Origin of the sequence: Maribacter sp. Hel_I_7 (assembly GCF_000688315.1) — a bacterium.
Taxonomy (GTDB): Bacteria; Bacteroidota; Bacteroidia; order Flavobacteriales; family Flavobacteriaceae; genus Maribacter; species Maribacter stanieri.
The window spans coordinates 14991-32661 of record NZ_JHZW01000002.1 but is presented as its reverse complement, the minus strand read 5'-3'; the positions used below and the strand labels follow the sequence as shown (position 1 = coordinate 32661).

Genomic DNA, 17671 nt, shown 5'->3' with positions numbered 1-17671 from the left:
TACAATGGAAAAATCAACTTTTCAAAACTTAGTAGTTTTAAAAAATGTTCAGAAATCAGTAAAGAAAAAGCTGGGTTCTGACTACAATTCTAAAATAAAACCATTTGTTGATATTATAGACAAGGTAATGGTGAATAATAATATAAATGAGTTTGAAGCTTTGAAGTTAATTAAAGATGAGCTTTCTATTTATAAAAAGTCTGGAGCACCTCAGTTTTTCTCGGCAGCTTTAATTGAAATTACCCAATCAAAACATTTTACGGGTTTTAAGGATAAATGATAATGTTGCATTTCATCGATTATTTTTACCTCAAACCGTAATAATAGAATGTCCTCTTAAAACCAGAGGTTTTCCTAGTTGTTTGGTGTTGTAAGATTTTTACCTTTGCTTGAACAACTTTTTAATAAATAAATTCTCCCCCGTTTATTTACGCAATTTCATTTCTGAACTTTAGGGAATAACCCTAAAATAAGTTTAAAATGAAAAAAGTAGTATTTGCGTTGTTGTTCATTGTTGCTGTTAGTGCTTGTACCAATGATAGTATTGAAGAAGAAGATACATTAAATCAAATTGAAAGCGTTGACGGTTCAAAAATTAAAAGACCAGGTTCTAGCGGGGGTAACTAATACCTCTCGCAGTTCTTTGTTAGGAAATTTATTGGTAGCCTTATCAGGATTCATTTTGTATTCTGATAAGGTTTTCTCTTTTCTAGGGATGCAGTTTATCGTGCCCGAAAAGTGGGCAGCTGCAGGTATGGACTTTCCCACCTTTGTTTGGTTCTGTTCACAGACCATTAGCCCTGCAATCTGGGCGTTGAGTACCCGTTTGTTTAAAACACATTTGTTAATACATGCGGTACCGGTGTACTGTTATGTGTTGCAGTTATATTTTATATTTTTTGATTTCAAGATAGTAGATGACAGTTATTTGCAGGTATATGTCGTTGGTACTACAGTATTAACCATGTTGGCTTTATTGGGTATGTGGTGGTTGTTAAGACGCCATGTTGCCCAAAAAATTGAGCAGGCAAAAAAGATAGTGTTGGAGAATGGCAAGTAATTTAAAACAGTTAGCATTAGTACTACAAGTTGCAGAAGAGCTTCATGTAGAAGGTAAACTTCAAAATGAAGATTATAAGAGGCTCATTGAAAATGTAGAGGCAGAATACAAGCATAGTTCAAACTATATGAGAGAGGTCAAAGTTTGGCTGAACGAATTGTTGAGCAATGATAGGGCGTCTAACCAATTACAAACTTTAGATACGCTTCTATTTACGTTCTTGGAGTCTTCAGATGCTGATGACCACCAGAATAGAACCGAGATTATTCTATTGGTAAAGCAGTTCAAGAAATTACTTTCTATAACAGACGGTTATAACGAAAAGTTATTGGTAAGACAATTAAACCATTTACAAAATTAGAATATGAAATACGATCAGAATTCGAACAATCCAAAAGGATATGTTTTTTATGCATTATTATTTTTTATGGGGCTGATGATTAATTTGTCATCTGCTCAAGGGGCTAGTGTTAGTTGGAAGAAGAAAATAAAAGAACCTATAGAGACTCTTGATGGTCATGTTATCGATATAGGTGACGAGATACAAATTAATGAAGGGGTAAACCAAGACGGTTCTTTTAGGTACGTTCAGTTTGTAAATAATTTTAATGAGCCTATTCAAAATGCAGATAGTAGAGCTGCATTTAAGAAGCAGAAAGTGAAGTTTTTTAAGGAACAGGACGGAGTACATTACCTTTTTACCAAGTATTTCTGTATAAATATAAATGCAGCTTTTAAGAATGGAGAGATTTCATTAAAATAAAAAAATGGATACTATCATAGCATTTTTCGTAGGTGGATTATTAGGTTTTTTTGTGGCAACCCTTTTATATAAAAAGCCCAAATCTTTAGATATAATTGAAACTGAAAATAATCTTAAGTCTGTTTCTTCTAAACCTATTTTTAAAAATGAAGAATATGCCGAAAGTGCTAAAATAGAAGCTTACGAGGATATTGCTGAGTTTAAAAGCAGAAAGATAAAAAGCAATTATCTGCAGCCTAGAAAAGATTTAGATGATAAGACTCATTTTTTTTATGGTAAGAAAGTGGTGGTAACAGGTGTGTTTGATGATTTTTATGACCGCAATATTTTGGTTAAAAAATTATGGGAAGTTGGTGCCGACGTGGATAGTGGTGTAAGTAAGAATACTAAAATATTGATTATAGGGAATTCACCAGGTCCTAAAAAAATGGATTTAGCGGTTGAATTTGGAGTCACTGTTATATCTCAAGAAAACCTTTCCGAATATTTTGAGGACTATGAAGATTTTATAGAACCTTAATAAATTAATCTACATATTTTCTTATAGGAATTACTTTCCTATCTTCGCCTTGTCGAATTACACATGCAGTTTTTTAAACTGAATATTTACCGGAAGGCGTCCGTAACCCGTAAGGGTCGGGGGTCTATATCTTCGCATTATGCATGTGTAACCTGACAGCGCCTTCCGCCGTCGAATTATACTATGTCAAACAAAACATTCTTTAGAAACACCGATACCATTTATACAGATGACGGTGAAGTTATCGATAGCGATAGCCTTTGGGAACAAAAAGAACAAAACCTATTGGTCCTCGTTGATGATGACCGCTACATAGAACATAAGTTGACCATGAACTTTATAGAAGTAGAATAGTTAACTTATAAGTTAAATTTTAAGCCCCGGTGTCTGAGCGTAGTCGAAGACATCGGGGCTTCTTCATGTTACATGAAAGGCAATTGCATTTGGCTAAACTTGCTGAAAGCAATTAGTAATGGCTAAACGTATCGTAGACGAAGAAATGAGGTTCACCATTGTGGTCAATGGCGATAAGGCACAAAAAGAACTCTACGACCTCGAAAAATCTACCAGAGACCTAACCAGTCGTAACAAAGAACTCCGAGCAGAACAGGCTAAGCTTGTAGCATCTGGGCAAAAGAGCAGTGCGGCATATAAGGCATTGTCTGCAGAGATCAAACAGAACAATGCCGTAATCAAATCTAACAAGGCGCAAATGAAAGCCTTGCAAGAACAGATAGGTGTTACGGGGTTGACCATGGCGCAATTAAAAAAGAAAGCTGCAGAACTTCGGTTGCAGTTGCATAACATGGTGCCGGGCTCCGCTCAATTTAAAAAGTTCAATACTGAATTAGGGGCGGTCAATACCAGATTATCTGAGCTTCGTAATCAAAGCAAGGCATCTCAGTTCTCTTTGGGCAGTCTCGCCAACGGCTTCAATAAATACGCTGCACTTGGTGCATCTGCCATTGCTACGGTTACCGGTTTGGTATTCAGTATGCAAAAGTTGATAGACATCAACGGTAAACTGTCAGATGCCCAGTCAGATGTGCAAAAAACTACGGGGCTTAACAAAGAAGAAGTAGACGAACTTACCAAGTCCTTTGGGGCTTTGGATAGCCGTACCAGTCGTATCAACAAATTAAAGATTGCCGAAGAGGGTGGTCGTATCGGTATCGCCAAAGATGAAATTGAAGATTTTGTCGAAGTTATGGATAAAGCGGTTGTTGCTTTGGGCGATTCTTTCCCTGGTGGGGTAGAAGAAACGGCTTCTAAACTCGGTAAACTAAAGTTGCTGTTCAAGGAGACCAAAGAACAAAGTGTCGATGAAGCTTACAATGCCATAGGTAGTGCCATTAATGAGCTTGGTGCAAATGGTGTGGCTACAGAGAGTAATATTGCCAATTTTGCTACCCGTGTAGGTTCGTTGCCAGATGCGCTAAAACCGAGCATTGCAGATGCGCTGGCATTGGGTGCAGGTTTTGAGGAAAGCGGTATTCAAGCGGAAATTGCCGGGCGTGCCTATAGTATTCTCTTGAACCAAGCGGCTACCAATACCGAAAAGTTTGGCGAGGTAATGGGTATTACTGCAGATGAAGTGGCAAGACTCATTAACGATGACCCGTTGGAGTTCATGATCAAATTTGCAGAGGGGCTAGATGGTATGAACGCTACCGATACCGCCGAGACCTTAAATTATTTGGGCGTACAGGCAGACGGTGCCAATAAAGTGTTGGGTGCCCTGTCCAGTAATACAGATAGGTTCAGGGGTTTGCTAAACCTTAGTAACGATGCTATGCGCGAGGGTACTTCGCTCGTTAATGAATACAATATTAAGAATACCAATTTTGCCGCTACCTTAGATAAGTTGCAGAAATATTTCATGGGTATTTTTGTTAGCGGTCCCATAGTTGGGGGCGTGAAAGGTCTCATCATGAGCCTTGCTGATTTATTAGGTATTGCCGATGATTTGAACGAAGCTTTTGATAAAGAAAGCAAACAGCTTTTTGAGAATACCAAGGCGAACAGGGCATTGGCTGAATCTAGTTCCGATTTATTAGAAGAGTATGAAGCTTTGATGGATGAAGGTGTGGACCCCACCACCGAATCGAAGAAAAGATTGGACGAAATTACCTTGATATTGTCCGATAACCTGGGCGATTCGGTTATTGCCATCGATAAAGAGACAGGTGCGCTTACCTTAAATACCGAGGCGGTACGGGAACAGATAAAATTAAAGCGCTTTGCTGCAGATGAAGATGCCGCTACCATTGCCAGTCGTTTAAAAGGTGCTCAAGATGAGATTAAACTTTTAGAGCAAAGACAAAAAGCATTGCAGCCTACATTAGAAGGTAGAACCAGGTTGGCTAGAAAAGCATTGGCACCGTTCGGCACTACCGTTCCTCAAGATGATTTTCAAAGAGGGTTGCCAGAAGTACAAGAACTCAATAAAGTTTCTACTGCTTATATCAAATTATCCGATGATATCGAAACACAGAAAGAACGTGTTGCCGAATTCTTGGTACAATTAAAAGAACTTAATTTCTCTGAAGCCGATGTAGATAACCTCTTCAAGACCAATAACGGAGATGAAGCTGCAGCGGGTCCGTTATTAGGCACGTTCAATGCAGGCGGGTTGGATAATGGCGATAAGTTTAAAACACCCTCAGGTGGTACACCTGCCCAAAAAGAAGCCCGAAAGTCATTACTTGATTTTCAGCGCGAGACAGAAGATGCTCGTCTTGAACTCATATCAGATAGCTATTTAAAAGAACTGGAGCTACAGCGTATTGCCCATGAGCGTAAAATTGCCGATCTGCAGTCGCAAAAACAGACAGGGACCGCAGGCGCTACAGAGGTCAATGCCGAAATCAATAGGCAGATTGCCGTACAGAACGAAATCAACAACCTAAAGGTTGGTACCATTGTAGAGAACGGCATACAGGATCGTATTGAAAAACTGGGCGATGGCTATGAGCGCGAAAAGCAATTGCGATTGGTACAGCACAACCAACAGCTTGCCGCCTTGGGCGATAACGAGAAAAAGAAACTTGCCCTTCAAGAAGATTACAACAAGCGAGAGCTGGTCGAAGAAGAAAAGCAGTTGCAAGAGCTCTTGCGCATTGTCGATGAGATTAAGGATAGTGGTTATTTTGGCGGTGTAAATCTAGATTTGTTGACGCCTGAGCAAATACAGGTGTTTGAGTCGCTTGCCGATGACCTTATCTTAAAGCTTTCTGAAATTGGAGTTGCCAAGGCAGCGCTGGGTAAACCCAGTGCAGGCTCTGAAAGTGATGTTGATGCCGGTAATTCGTTGGCGCAAAGTTTTGAAAGTACCGATATATTTGGCTTTACGCCCCAACAATGGAGCGAAACCTTTGATAGTCTCGATACCGTTAACGAAAAAATGCAGGCTGCAGTTGTGGTTGCTACAGCAATGAGCAATGCCTTTGGACAGTATAACGATTTTGTAAATAACAAAACACAGATAGAGCTTGCCAATTTCGAAAAGGCACAGCAAAAAAAGAAAGATGCCCTAGAGCGTAATCTAGAATCGGGCTATGTAAACCAACGCCAGTATAATGAAAGTGTACGTGCTATAGAACAGGAAACTGAGGCTCGTAGGGCAGAGGCAGAATATCAACAGGCGAAAAGAAACAAGGTGCAGGCTCTGGCGAATATTGCGATCAATACCGCAGCTGCTATTATGGGTATATGGGCACAGGTACCGAAATTCGATTTTGGTATTTCTGCAGGTCTTATGACGGCGTTCGTTGGCGGACTCGGACTCTTACAGGCGGGTATGGTAGCTGCTACACCGTTACCCGCTAAAGGCTATGAAATGGGGTATTATGGCAATATGCCCGTGCAACGTGAACAAGATGGTAAAGTATTCAATGCCGGTTACGGTGGCAAGCCTTCTACCCAGTTGGTAGACCAGCCAAAATATTTCTTGGCAGGTGAGGGCGGTAAAGATTTCCCGGAAATGATTATCGACGGTAGGGCGTTCAAAAATTTCAATCCAGAATTTAAAAATTCATTGTACAGAGAAATCGCCCGTGTAAAAGGGTATGAAGGTGGGTATTATCAAAATGAAGGATCTCAGGCATCGTCTTCTGGTAGCAACGATGTAATGCTAATGGCAACATTGGCACGTACCAATGAGGTGTTGGACAGGATTCAGAGAGAAGGTATTGAGGCGTTCTTGGTACGTAGTTTCCGTACCGCCAAAGATTTACAGGAAGATATAAACGATTACAACAAACTCAGAAATAAAAACAAAAAGTAATGGGGTATAACGCATATAATAATTCAATTTTTGAATCTGCAGCGGCTACAACTGCTTGTAATAAGATAATAGAAGCGTTGCAAGTTAAATTTGGTTTGGTTACAACAAACGAAGCTTTTGTGTTATCTGGTGCAGCGGCTTCATATTTGCAAGTGCCCACCGAAAATAAGAATATTAGAAATATTTCTTTTGTAACTACAGATGAAGATATGTATGCTTTTTTGGTGGGTAGGTTGTCAAGTTTGTTGTCTCCTTCAGGTATTATCGCCTATAAAGAAGTAATTCAGGTAGTGCTTACCGGTAATGTATATATAGAAATATGGTTGATTACCACTGTTTTAAATAGAGAGGTGCGTTATGGTATAGAAATGCAAGAGCGAGATGAAATACCAGCAAACCTGTTAACGTATTATCAACCATCGGGAGATTTGGCAATTGGTACACCGCCAATGGTGCATAACTATGATCAAATATTTAATCCGGGCAGTACGGTGCTATACAACCAATCGTGGCTGTTTAGTCCAAATAAGGTAAATGTGAGATGGACACAAGGTGAGGCGGTTCCTGCCGACATAGATGTCGCTACCATTATTAAAAATTATAAGACCGATGATAAATTTTCGAATTATTCCGATTATCAGGTTGAAGTTATAAGCAATATTGGTAAAGGTAACGGATTGATTTCTCCTTTTTTTAGTGCAGATATTGGTGGCAATACAGTGCATCAAATTAGTGGTAATCCATTAGATCAGACACTTAATATTTCTTTTGTCAATTTTCAGTTGATCGATCCCGGTAAGTATAGCGCCAATGTCGGTTTTCAAGTTTCGGGCATAGATGCTCGTACAGGTAGTAGGGGTTAATGGATAGAATTGTATTACCCATTGAACTTACGGTGGTAGCACCTAGTGCTGTTTACGTGAAACCTACTGAGCTTTATTTTGAACATGTTATTGGTGAGGCGTTGCCGGCAACCCAAGAGGTGGTGATAAACGATACGGGTAATTATACCATAAAATATGCCAAAGAGTTGATTGTAAATGGCAGCGGACTCATTGATCGTAGTACGCGAGATATTAATATTAAAAGTGGCTCGGGCATAAAAACGATAAACGTTGGTTTAGATCGATCTATTGAGAACAACGGTGCCCGTAATCAGAGTTATGCCATTTCGGTAGTTACTTTTGATGGTACTAAAATAGTGGAAACGGTCGTTTCGGTGTTAGATAGTAGAGAAATAAAGGTGGTGCCATCTTCTTTTAGTTTTGAGGCTATTCAAGGCGTGGAGGAATCGCCGTCTCAGGCAATACGTATCAGTTCGCCATTGCCGTACACGTACGAGATATCGGGTTGGTTAACCATCAATAGGGTGTCGGGTGTGTTGGGCAGTTCCTTTTCGGGTTTGATAGACCCTGCAGATTCAGAAAACTTTTCGCCTGGTGTGTATTCCGGTGAAATTAAACTGACATCAGATGAAGGTACGGTAGTTGTTCCGGTTACCTACACCATCAAGGCAAATTCATTCACGGAGCTGCAGCCCAACAAAATTAACTTTACCAAAGATCAGCTATTCGTTAATTTGGCTACGAAAAATACCGGGGTGTATCTTCGTGCCGTGCTAGGGCTTACCTGGTATAATTTTAAGGATGTGGCAACGGTGACCGAATATCCGCAGCATATACCAATTTTTAACGGTCAGGCAGAATTCCATCCGGGGGAATTTATTCATAGTATTATGGATAGCCTTACCGATATTGAACAGTTTATACCTGCCGATTTAGAAAGTAGGGTAGATAAACCTTTTGATTATTATACACCTGCAAGTTTGGATATCTCAATGGAGCAACGCAACTATTCAGATGGCGGTTTAGTGGAGACAAAGGAAATCAATAACCTTTTGTTTGTAAAAGGTACCAAGCCCAATCAATTTGCCAATGATGCAGGGGTTATGCTCAGTGATTATCCAGTGCGTGTTACGCCTAATAGTTATGGCATCATAAACTTTATAAAACGTAGCGGTGTACATAATATAGAGGTGCATGTTAACGGAGTGCTGAAAAGAAACATAGTTCACGATACCGTTAATGATAGTGTATTTGGCATGATATTCAGCTTTCATACCTATAAGCCTGGCGATTTGGTCTACTTGAAAATTGAAAATGAGAATGAAGGATTCTTTGAACGCCGTTTCTATGTATTTCCCGAAAACAAAGAATCGTATCATCTCGCTTGGGTTACGGAACATGAACAGTTGGATCTGTTGGAATTTACGGGCGGGTATTCGATTGAAACGGAATATGAACGTATAGAGAATAACGTTTATAAAAATCTGGTGAACGTAAAAGAAATACTGCAGACGGATAAATCACAACCATTGGTAGCGAATACCGGCTGGATATTAAAGGACAACCATGTGTTGCTCGATAGTCTTATGCGTAGTAAACGGGTGTGGCTGTTCTTGCCGAATACCGATTACAAGATTGCTCTGGTACCACAAGGTAAAAAGCTGTCAAATTATGATAGCGACCAGGCAACCTATGCTTATGATATAGAATTCACTATTAACCCAGACAATGATGCAAAAGTTTATCCACGATAATTTTATGCTGGACCTAACCAGTTATCAAATAGATAGGGTAGAGGAGAACCAATGGTTTTCAGATGATTTCTTTACCAAATATACCTTTCCGTTCGAGCTAAAGATAACCGATGAAATCAATCGTTATTTTGGCGGCATTTTAGATTATAATATTGAATCGCCGGTGACTGTATACAACGGATATTTCTTTATTGACGGCGGTCATGAAGAGGCTGTGTTGGAGATTAAAGATGTAAAAGGTAAAACCGCTACTATAGAAATTAGCTACGGCTTGGATGAGTTTCCTAATTGGGATACCAGGCTAAGCGAATTGCCGTTACAGAAGCAAGAGCTTGGCGAATCGTTATTTGACCATGCAGAGGGTATTATAACGCAGACCTATCCGGCGGTCAACTATAATTTTGTACAAGTGCATACAGATAGTTTCAATGCGGAGGAAGATAGGTGGTTAGGTTTTGAAGGTATCATCAACAATAGAAAAGCAGGGGTGTTTTTATTGAACGAATTTGATGTTGCCGAAGACCTTACCTACAACAGAAATATCATGATACCCTTTCCCTATCTCATGCATGTATTGATAGCAGGTTTTCAAGATGCTGGTTATGAACTGAAGGGTGATGTATTGACCGATCCAGAATTGTTGAAAATTGTTTTCGTCAAAGAAGCTGAAGAATATATCAATGCTAGAATAGAGGGTGAAGAGTATGTAACCACTACAGATGAATACCAAAACTTGTATCAACAGCGTTATACCTTCGGTTTTTTAAGTGCTAGTTCAATTACTACTACTTTGGGCAGGTACGAGCATGAATATACTTTTCCGAAAAGAGGTAGATATAAAATTACCGGTAATATTTATTTACGTAGAGATGATTCTGAGGCAGAAGCAAAAATATATTTTAAAAATGCTCAGATGTGGCGGGCGTATGAAGGATTGTTGCGGTCGGGGTTTTCAGAGAAAATAAAATATGTGGATCTGGTAATCGATGTCGATAATTTAAATGATAAGTTAATCATAGAATCGAACCAAATTAATTACGGATTCACCAATGATCAGGTAGACCGCCAATTGAATATGGTAGACTTAACAATTACACCATTGGCTATTTACGATGAGAACGGTGATTTGATTCCACCATTGATTACGACCGAAAAGCTCGACCTTACCCATTGTGTTCCTGATAAAACGTTTGGTGAGCTGGTGAAAATGGTAAAGAATTGGAAGAATATGGATTTCCGCATCTATGGTAATGAGGTGCATATGAATTACATAGAACCTCAATTGAATGTCAGTGAGGCAATTGATTTCGGTAATTTCAATTTGCGTGAGCCGCGTAGAAGATATGATCAGGGAGATTCTTTTTTGTTGCAATTTAAAGATGTGGACAATGAAAATTATACCAGGGGACAATTGTTCGTAGATATCGATGGTGTACAGACTTCAGGTTTTACTACAGATGATAAGACCAACGAAATTGATATAGATGCAATACCATTGCCATTGGTGTATAGGGGCGATGTTACCACGGCATTGGCGGTGAACGACGGTAAGAGCGATTTCTGTACCGTGTTATATAATGGTGCTACAGGTATCGATAATATTGCACAAGAAGATACCGATGTCATGTTACCTGCTGTTTATGAGAATCATTGGAGCAAATGGCTATCGTTCCGTTTGCGTTCACAAGGGTTCACCACACAATTTAATGTAGCTAAACAACGAATGCAGGGAGTTACCACTTATGATAAGGTGTTCATGTACAACAATTTTCACCTTATTAAAACGCTTAATAAGGTGAATTTGCCGGGTAAAGATGTGTTTCAAGTGGAGTTGGAACTGGAGAGCCTAAAATAGTTTATCCATCAAAGCCATGTCTTCATTGGCTTCTTGTTCTACAATATGTACGTAGATCATGGTGGTCTTTATATCTGAATGCCCCATAATTTCTTTGAGCTTCATTAAACCGCCCTTCATGCGAATAAAATTGGTAGCAAAAGTATGTCGGGCAACATGGAAGCTTATCTTATGGTTATAGCCTAAATGTTTGGCAATTTTTTTGATTTCTCGGTTCATATGAACATCACTTATTTCATTCACGAACAATTGAGGATGGTGAGAAACAATATTGAGTGCCTTTTCATTTATGATAATTGTCTGTAAATTGTTCGTTTTGCTTACGTGAAAGCGAACAAAGCGATGCTCGATAATATCTTGCCGTTTTAAATCCATGATATTGCCCCATCTAATACTGGTAAAGCATGAAAATAAAAAGTAACCGAGTATCAATTTCCATTCATCTGTGATGAATTCAGAAAAATAATACTTGTAAAATCGCTCAAGCTCATGCGGTTTTAGGTCCATGCGGTTGCCGTGGGTTCTACCAACTTTAACATCTGTAGCTTCTATTGGTAATTTAATACCTGCTTTCTGGGCTTTTAAGAGAAACTTTTTAATTGTTGCTAGATTCGAGTTAACGGTTGTCGAAATATTTCCTTTCGATGCCAGATATATTCTGTACTTGTTTTCGAATTCAGGAGTAATATCAGAGAACATTATCTCATGGGGGTACTTCTGAAGTTTATTAAGAACCGTATTCATCCGTTTCAAATAGCCTTTGCTATATAATTTAGCTTCTTTCGCTAGTTGTTTTTTAAAGAATATCTTGAAATCTACACGTTCGGTGGTCTCTTTTAGTTCTTCTGCAAGTTTTGTGGCTGTCAGCGGTTTTTCATTTAGTAAGTACACCGTTTTAATTTTAGAAACCTTGGCTTCTAAATTTTCAAGAATAAGATTATAGGTCTCGGAATTATGAGCGGTAGATTTTACCCGTTCAGTTTTCTGGTCCCAGTCTTTAGGGTAGAATTCAAGCTCTGTTTTAGGTCTTTTGCGGTCTCCAGGGGAGCTAATGAACATATATAGCGGACTTTTACCGCTTTGGTTTACGTAATCCCTAAGGATAAATTTGGTTTTGATTGTCACAAAGATTTTTTTTGTGTCCAATTCTGTGTCAAAACTCGTCGAAAAGTGGCTCATAATAGAAAAAATAAAGGCGTGTGATACCAGTTAGTTAACTGTTGCACACGCCTTTAACTATTATACAATAGATTTTTGTGACCTCGACAGGATTCAAACCTGTAACCTCTTGAGCCGTAATCAAGGGATACCTTAGATTCAAATATATTTAATATTAGATATTATTATAAATTACGGCTGTTATTCAAGTATATATGTTAATAACATCTGGTTAATAGTAGTTAATAATATTTCATTTTGTGGGTAAATGTGGGTAAATTGTGGGCAAATGTAATTTTAATGATAAATGAATAGCAAAATAACCATAGTACAGGATAAGCGTAGAAAGCTAAAGGACGGTACTTATCCAGTAAAGGTTAGAATATGGTCTAATGAACTTAAAAAAGCAAAGAGAATCACCACAGGGCTTAATATGAGTGAAATTAGATTTGAATCTGCATGGAACTCTAATATTGGTTCTCATAAGTTGAAAGGAGTTGCTAAAAAAGATTATGAGCAATTATCATATTTATTGAAAAGAGCAGAGGAAGCAGCCGAATCTTTAGAATATTTTGATTTTGAAAACTTTGAACAAAAACTACTTAGAAAAAGTTCAGATAAAACAAGTGTTATTTATCACTTCAACAAAACCGTAGACGAGTTTAGAAGTAAAGAAAGAATAGGAGCAGCTGAGAGCTATAACGCTGCATTAAAATCTCTTTTAAAATATGAAGCCCAAAGAACTAAGGTTAGTAAAAATACCCTATCATTTTTAGAGATTACTCCTAAATGGCTTGAGGACTATGAAAGTTTTATGATAGATGATAAAGGTAGAAGTTTAACCACCGTGGCAATCTATACTCGTACTCTTAGGGTCATTTTTAACAATGCTATAACCGATAATGATTTGGATAAAAAGTATTATCCTTTTGGTAGAAAGAAATATGAAATTCCTGAAGAAAAAAAGGTAAAGAAAACTTTAAGTAGGGAACAAGTAACACTATTGTATCATTCTAAGTTGCCACAACTACAGGATAGGGCTAGAGACTACTGGTTCTTTAGTTATGGATGCAGCGGTATGAATTTTAAAGATATTGCTATGTTGAAATATGAGAACCTAAAAGATGATGAAATTTCATACTATAGGGAGAAAACTAAGATAAAGAAGAGAACGAATAAAAAGAAAATATCCTTTCAATTAAATAAGGTTACAAAGAGAATACTTGAGAAATACAAAACTGAGTATAGAGGTGAACAATCTTATGTTTTTCCAATTCTTGATGATGGTGATTCTGCCGAAGTCATTTATACAAAGGTCAAAAACTTTACTAGAGCTATTAACCAACAACTAAAAAATATTGCTAAGGAATATGAGTTCCCTAAAGAGTTTTCGAGCTATTGGGCTAGACATAGCTATGCCACCAATATGATTAATATGGGGGCATCTATAGAGTTCGTTAGCGAAGCTTTAAATCATTCTGATATTTCGGTAACACAAAACTATTTTGATGGTTTTGAGGATAAAACAAAGAAAGAATTTGCAGATAAATTAATGGATTTTTAAAAATGGAATTACAACGAACTTTTCTCAGTCAATTGTACGAAAATAGAAAGAATAGGATTGGAGTTGATGAAATTCCTTACATCGAATTGTTTCAAAACGATAAGGAGCTAAGAAATTATTTATATCAGGAATACATAACGGAGTGTAAAAAATTCTCTAAACCTTCTCATATAGTTTTATTAGATATTATGAATTCTTTAGCAACATTAAGTGTAATGGTAAAAACGTTTAAAGAATCTGTTTTTGAAAACGATTATAAAGAATTAGGTAGTATGGAAAGGTATGCTAAGGTTTTTTCTGGACACCTGACTGATAGAGTTCGGAAAATTAAATCGGATAGGCTAACTAGCGTTTTACTTCATCAATTTATTAATGATGATGATATCTATTTTATTAAAGGTCAAATAATAGCAAATAAATACTTAAAACTTAAACATGATAATTCTTATAAATGGGAAAGTAACTACCTAGATTTGAAAGGATATGCTAATGATTTTATAAAGGAATTTTTAAAAATTGAACTTGATGAATCTACTGTAGGGTTAAGTAGTGCTTATGATGAAGAGTTAACTGATGTCGTAAATGAGTTAGATCCTATTTATGATGCAGAGGGAAGGTCACTTGCTCTATACTATTTGTTTATAAACGAAAAGGTAACTAGAGGTAATGCACAAAAAAAATTAAAAGTTTCAAAAAATAATTCTACACAAAAATTTTTAGAATACTATAAGGAATATGAAGACTATTATAATAATGTATCCACATTATGTAATTCTAAAAATAGAAAGCAAATTTTTGCTTTAAGGAAAATTTACAGAAATACTAAGGAACTGCTAGTTTATAAAGAATTTAGTACTAAGGAAGTAGATTCAGCTTTAAGTATTATTGAGACTTTTATTTTGGATAATTAAATTTTCTAAACTAGTGTAAACCAGTTACCACCTCCACTATTTCCCAAATTTGTCTTGTAGAATTAAAACAAGATAAATGGAAACACCCACACTTGAGCAAACACCTAGAATGGTGTTAGAATTAAATAAAAAATTAGATCTTTTTTTAGAAAAATTTTCTTTTACCAATCTATCTAAAGATGAAATAGAACAACCTATAGAGATTGATGAAGCATGTTCTTATTTAAAGGAAAGTAAGGATAGCTTATATAAAAAAGCTCGTAAAGGATTGATACCATGTCATAAAAAGAATGGTAGGTTATATTTTTTTAAATCAGAACTCCTTGAATGGATAAAGTCAGGCAACAGTAATTCCGAAAAGCATATACAACAGGAAACTGACAATTTACTTTCCCGAAAATCTATAAGAACAGCATAATAAAAAAGCCCCATGTCTTGGACGGACATATTGGGGCTAAAAATCTTTATTTCTAGAAGATGCAAGATACAATAAATACAGAATTAAAACAATCCTCAGATTTAGTTTTAGCAGATATATTAGACGAGGTAATAACTATAGAAGGTGATGTTTCAAATTCATTAATGGTTGATCTTGAAACTGTTTTAATAAATCCATTAGAACAATTACCACCACCTGAAAACTGTCTTCAGATAATATCTAATGGAACACCTTCTGTTATTGCTACACTTGGAAACTTTAGTTTATTGATTGGTAAGGCAAAAAGTAGAAAAACTTTTCTAATTGGTTCAAAATTAGCTTCATTCATTACTAATTCTGAAATATTGGAAACAATAAAAGGAACAGCTAAAAAAGGTAAGAACGAAGCAATATTATTCGATACGGAACAGGGTAAGTATCACCTACAAAAAACTGTAAATAGAATATGTAAACTTTCAAACACTTCAAACCCAAACAACTTTAAAGCTTATGGGTTAAGAAAGTTTAAAGCCATAGACAGGGTTAAAATGATTGAACAAAAAATTTACAACTCACCAAATTTAGGTTTAGTTGTTATAGATGGGATAAGAGATCTGGTAACCTCTATTAATGATGAAGACCAAGCCAGTAATATGACCAGTCTTTTACTCAAATGGACTGAAGAGTTAAATATTCATATCGTGGTTGTGCTACATCAAAATAAAAACGATAATAACGCTAGAGGGCATTTAGGGGCTGAATTAGTCAATAAGGCAGAAACTACTTTATCAGTAACTAAAAGCCCCCAGAACAAAGATATATCGATTGTAGAAGCTGAATACTGTAGGGATAGAGAACCTGAACCATTTGCTTTTGAGATTAACGAAGAAGGGCTTCCAATACTAGCAGAAAACTGGGAAGTTAGAACAGCATCAAATAAAAGAGGTGGTAATAGTATAGAGCTAGATGATTTTAAGAAGTTTCAGCTCCTTACATCCATTTTCTCAAAGAAATTAAGCTACACCTATAAAGAGCTTTGGATTGCTTTACAGACAGAGCATAAAAGGCAAATAGAAAAGGAGTTATCAGATGCTAAATCAAAGAAGTTAGTAGATCAATGTAAAAACGAAGGTTGGGTAGTTCAAGATGCAGAAAGGAAGCCATATACATTAGGTAAATATACTAGTGATATCCTATAGGTTTAATACCGCCTACTATATAGGCGGTTAAACCGATGAACCTAAGGGCGTTTATAAGTTTAAAATAAGGTTTGAACCTATTGAACCGATAGAATTATGAAAGATTATAAATACATTTTGGAACCGTATAAAAGCAGCAAAAGCAGATATCATTGCCCTAGTTGTAATAAGGCTAATCAATTCACAAGGTACGTAAACATTGAGGTTAGTGAATACGTTAACGATAATGTAGGTATATGCAACAGGTTAGAAAAATGCGGTTATCATTTGACGCCAAAAGAATACTTACAAAGGTTTGATAGGTTTGGGCAAACTCCGAATTTATCGGTTCAAAACGTTAAACCTATAACACCCCTCTTAAACCGATATAATAAGCAATTACCCACCACTAATTTAGATAGGGAAATACTGTCAGAAAGTTTCAAAAGAACAGGAGAAAATAACTTTTTAAAATACATGGTATCGCTATTTGGTAGGGAACAGATGGAGCAACTGAAGAAAGAGTATTTAATAGGAACAAGTGAAAGGGATAACAACCGAGTAGACTTCTTTCAAGTCGATTTAAACAACAATGTCAGGCAATTAAAGAATATGGGTTATGACCCATTAACGGGAAAAAAACAAAACGTTTATTTCACTTTTCCTAAAAGTAAATATCCTAATTACAATTTGGTACAATGTTTCTTTGGCGAACATTTATTGAAACGATACCCAGACAAAAAGGTTGCAATTGTCGAATCCGAGAAAACGGCAATAATCGCTAGTGTCTATATCAATGAATTTGTTTGGTTGGCAGCGGGTAACGCAAACGGTCTAAATCATGAAAAGACCAAGGTGTTGAAGGGGCGTAATGTAACCTTATACCCTGACCTAGGGCAGTATGAAAATTGGCTAAATAAAATTTCGGATTTAGAACCTGGTGCAAAATATGAAGTTTCAAAGATTCTTGAAATAAAAGCTACAGAAGAACAGAGATTGAACGGCTATGATTTAGCTGACTTCTTAATCAATATTCCATTAGAAAAATTTAGAAAGCAGGAACAACCGTCTATAATAAAGTATGACCCAACATTTGATGAAAGTGAATTTGAACAAATTTCTGTAGTTGCTGAGAAGTCTGAATTTGATAAGCAACTTATCAGTATAACGGAATATTTCTCAAAGCTTGATTTAAAAGGCTTAGCTGCGGTGGAGATATCTAAAGGTGTGGTATGGTCGGAACCTGATAAGACTATAAAAAGCTATCTGAATATTTTAAATAGTGGTGTAAACGAAAAGGTAATTAGACCCTATTATGATGATCTAAAAACTTATCAGGATATTTTAAATAATTGAAAAA

General features: G+C 36.7%; 17 protein-coding genes. 16 read left to right on the top strand and 1 reads right to left on the bottom strand.

Features of this window, described 5'->3' with window-relative positions:
- Window positions 1-4: 4 nt before the first annotated feature.
- The 11 genes from P178_RS0101585 (at window position 5) to P178_RS0101535 (ending at window position 11082) form a co-directional block, all read left to right on the top strand.
- The gene (locus P178_RS0101585) at window positions 5-280 is read left to right on the top strand and encodes a hypothetical protein (RefSeq protein WP_027064567.1); all 276 of its coding nucleotides are present in this window, start codon (window positions 5-7) and stop codon (window positions 278-280) included.
- Between the two features lie 200 nt (window positions 281-480).
- Window positions 481-627, top strand: a complete 147-nt coding sequence (locus P178_RS23120; RefSeq protein WP_155941562.1) for a membrane lipoprotein lipid attachment site-containing protein — start codon at window positions 481-483, stop codon at window positions 625-627.
- 16 nt (window positions 628-643) lie between these two features.
- Complete coding sequence (locus tag P178_RS0101575; protein ID WP_155941561.1) at window positions 644-1060, top strand: hypothetical protein; 417 nt, start codon at window positions 644-646, stop codon at window positions 1058-1060.
- A complete protein-coding gene (locus P178_RS0101570; protein WP_027064565.1) occupies window positions 1050-1421 on the top strand; it encodes a hypothetical protein in 372 nt (123 codons plus the stop codon). Before P178_RS0101575 ends, P178_RS0101570 begins: the two co-directional genes overlap by 11 nt.
- A 3-nt stretch (window positions 1422-1424) precedes the next feature.
- A complete protein-coding gene (locus tag P178_RS0101565) occupies window positions 1425-1823 on the top strand; it encodes a hypothetical protein (protein WP_027064564.1) in 399 nt (132 codons plus the stop codon).
- Between the two features lie 4 nt (window positions 1824-1827).
- Window positions 1828-2343 (top strand): BRCT domain-containing protein, encoded by a 516-nt coding sequence (locus P178_RS0101560; RefSeq protein ID WP_027064563.1) that lies wholly within the window; start codon window positions 1828-1830, stop codon window positions 2341-2343.
- Window positions 2344-2526: 183 nt separating this feature from the next.
- The gene (locus tag P178_RS23115; RefSeq protein ID WP_155941560.1) at window positions 2527-2697 is read left to right on the top strand and encodes a hypothetical protein; all 171 of its coding nucleotides are present in this window, start codon (window positions 2527-2529) and stop codon (window positions 2695-2697) included.
- A 118-nt stretch (window positions 2698-2815) separates the two neighbouring features.
- Window positions 2816-6628, top strand: a complete 3813-nt coding sequence (locus P178_RS22515) for a phage tail tape measure protein (protein ID WP_027064562.1) — start codon at window positions 2816-2818, stop codon at window positions 6626-6628.
- Window positions 6628-7491 (top strand): hypothetical protein, encoded by an 864-nt coding sequence (locus tag P178_RS0101545; protein ID WP_027064302.1) that lies wholly within the window; start codon window positions 6628-6630, stop codon window positions 7489-7491. Before P178_RS22515 ends, P178_RS0101545 begins: the two co-directional genes overlap by 1 nt.
- Window positions 7491-9227, top strand: coding sequence for a BACON domain-containing protein (locus tag P178_RS0101540; RefSeq protein ID WP_027064303.1), 1737 nt, complete (start codon window positions 7491-7493; stop codon window positions 9225-9227). Before P178_RS0101545 ends, P178_RS0101540 begins: the two co-directional genes overlap by 1 nt.
- On the top strand, window positions 9205-11082 hold the full coding sequence (locus P178_RS0101535; RefSeq protein WP_197026764.1) for a hypothetical protein: 1878 nt from the start codon (window positions 9205-9207) through the stop codon (window positions 11080-11082). The genes P178_RS0101540 and P178_RS0101535 overlap by 23 nt, the downstream gene beginning before the upstream one ends.
- Here P178_RS0101535 and P178_RS0101530 read toward each other — a convergent pair.
- On the bottom strand, window positions 11074-12207 hold the full coding sequence (locus tag P178_RS0101530; protein WP_197026765.1) for a tyrosine-type recombinase/integrase: 1134 nt from the start codon (window positions 12205-12207) through the stop codon (window positions 11074-11076). The two genes, P178_RS0101535 and P178_RS0101530, sit on opposite strands and share 9 nt — an antisense overlap.
- A 340-nt stretch (window positions 12208-12547) precedes the next feature.
- Between P178_RS0101530 and P178_RS0101525 the strand changes: the two genes are divergently transcribed.
- From P178_RS0101525 to P178_RS0101505, 5 genes are all read left to right on the top strand, one after another.
- On the top strand, window positions 12548-13804 hold the full coding sequence (locus tag P178_RS0101525) for a tyrosine-type recombinase/integrase (protein WP_027064561.1): 1257 nt from the start codon (window positions 12548-12550) through the stop codon (window positions 13802-13804).
- Between the two features lie 2 nt (window positions 13805-13806).
- The gene (locus P178_RS0101520; protein ID WP_027064560.1) at window positions 13807-14715 is read left to right on the top strand and encodes a hypothetical protein; all 909 of its coding nucleotides are present in this window, start codon (window positions 13807-13809) and stop codon (window positions 14713-14715) included.
- A gap of 76 nt (window positions 14716-14791) precedes the next feature.
- Complete coding sequence (locus P178_RS21275; protein ID WP_051638140.1) at window positions 14792-15133, top strand: helix-turn-helix domain-containing protein; 342 nt, start codon at window positions 14792-14794, stop codon at window positions 15131-15133.
- Between the two features lie 59 nt (window positions 15134-15192).
- The gene (locus tag P178_RS21270; protein WP_051638139.1) at window positions 15193-16332 is read left to right on the top strand and encodes an AAA family ATPase; all 1140 of its coding nucleotides are present in this window, start codon (window positions 15193-15195) and stop codon (window positions 16330-16332) included.
- 96 nt (window positions 16333-16428) lie between these two features.
- Window positions 16429-17667, top strand: a complete 1239-nt coding sequence (locus tag P178_RS0101505; RefSeq protein WP_027064559.1) for a DUF6371 domain-containing protein — start codon at window positions 16429-16431, stop codon at window positions 17665-17667.
- Window positions 17668-17671 lie beyond the last annotated feature (4 nt).

Excerpts from the sequence above, each read along its gene's own strand:
- P178_RS0101585 (WP_027064567.1), top strand. The coding sequence starts at position 5 with ATGGAAAAATCAACTTTTCAAAACTTAGTAGTTTTAAAAAATGTTCAG.
- P178_RS23120 (WP_155941562.1), top strand. The coding sequence starts at position 481 with ATGAAAAAAGTAGTATTTGCGTTGTTGTTCATTGTTGCTGTTAGTGCT.
- P178_RS0101570 (WP_027064565.1), top strand. The coding sequence starts at position 1,050 with ATGGCAAGTAATTTAAAACAGTTAGCATTAGTACTACAAGTTGCAGAA.
- P178_RS0101565 (WP_027064564.1), top strand. The coding sequence starts at position 1,425 with ATGAAATACGATCAGAATTCGAACAATCCAAAAGGATATGTTTTTTAT.
- P178_RS0101560 (WP_027064563.1), top strand. The coding sequence starts at position 1,828 with ATGGATACTATCATAGCATTTTTCGTAGGTGGATTATTAGGTTTTTTT.
- P178_RS23115 (WP_155941560.1), top strand. The coding sequence starts at position 2,527 with ATGTCAAACAAAACATTCTTTAGAAACACCGATACCATTTATACAGAT.
- P178_RS22515 (WP_027064562.1), top strand. The coding sequence starts at position 2,816 with ATGGCTAAACGTATCGTAGACGAAGAAATGAGGTTCACCATTGTGGTC.
- P178_RS0101545 (WP_027064302.1), top strand. The coding sequence starts at position 6,628 with ATGGGGTATAACGCATATAATAATTCAATTTTTGAATCTGCAGCGGCT.
- P178_RS0101540 (WP_027064303.1), top strand. The coding sequence starts at position 7,491 with ATGGATAGAATTGTATTACCCATTGAACTTACGGTGGTAGCACCTAGT.
- P178_RS0101535 (WP_197026764.1), top strand. The coding sequence starts at position 9,205 with ATGCAAAAGTTTATCCACGATAATTTTATGCTGGACCTAACCAGTTAT.
- P178_RS0101525 (WP_027064561.1), top strand. The coding sequence starts at position 12,548 with ATGAATAGCAAAATAACCATAGTACAGGATAAGCGTAGAAAGCTAAAG.
- P178_RS0101520 (WP_027064560.1), top strand. The coding sequence starts at position 13,807 with ATGGAATTACAACGAACTTTTCTCAGTCAATTGTACGAAAATAGAAAG.
- P178_RS21275 (WP_051638140.1), top strand. The coding sequence starts at position 14,792 with ATGGAAACACCCACACTTGAGCAAACACCTAGAATGGTGTTAGAATTA.
- P178_RS21270 (WP_051638139.1), top strand. The coding sequence starts at position 15,193 with ATGCAAGATACAATAAATACAGAATTAAAACAATCCTCAGATTTAGTT.
- P178_RS0101505 (WP_027064559.1), top strand. The coding sequence starts at position 16,429 with ATGAAAGATTATAAATACATTTTGGAACCGTATAAAAGCAGCAAAAGC.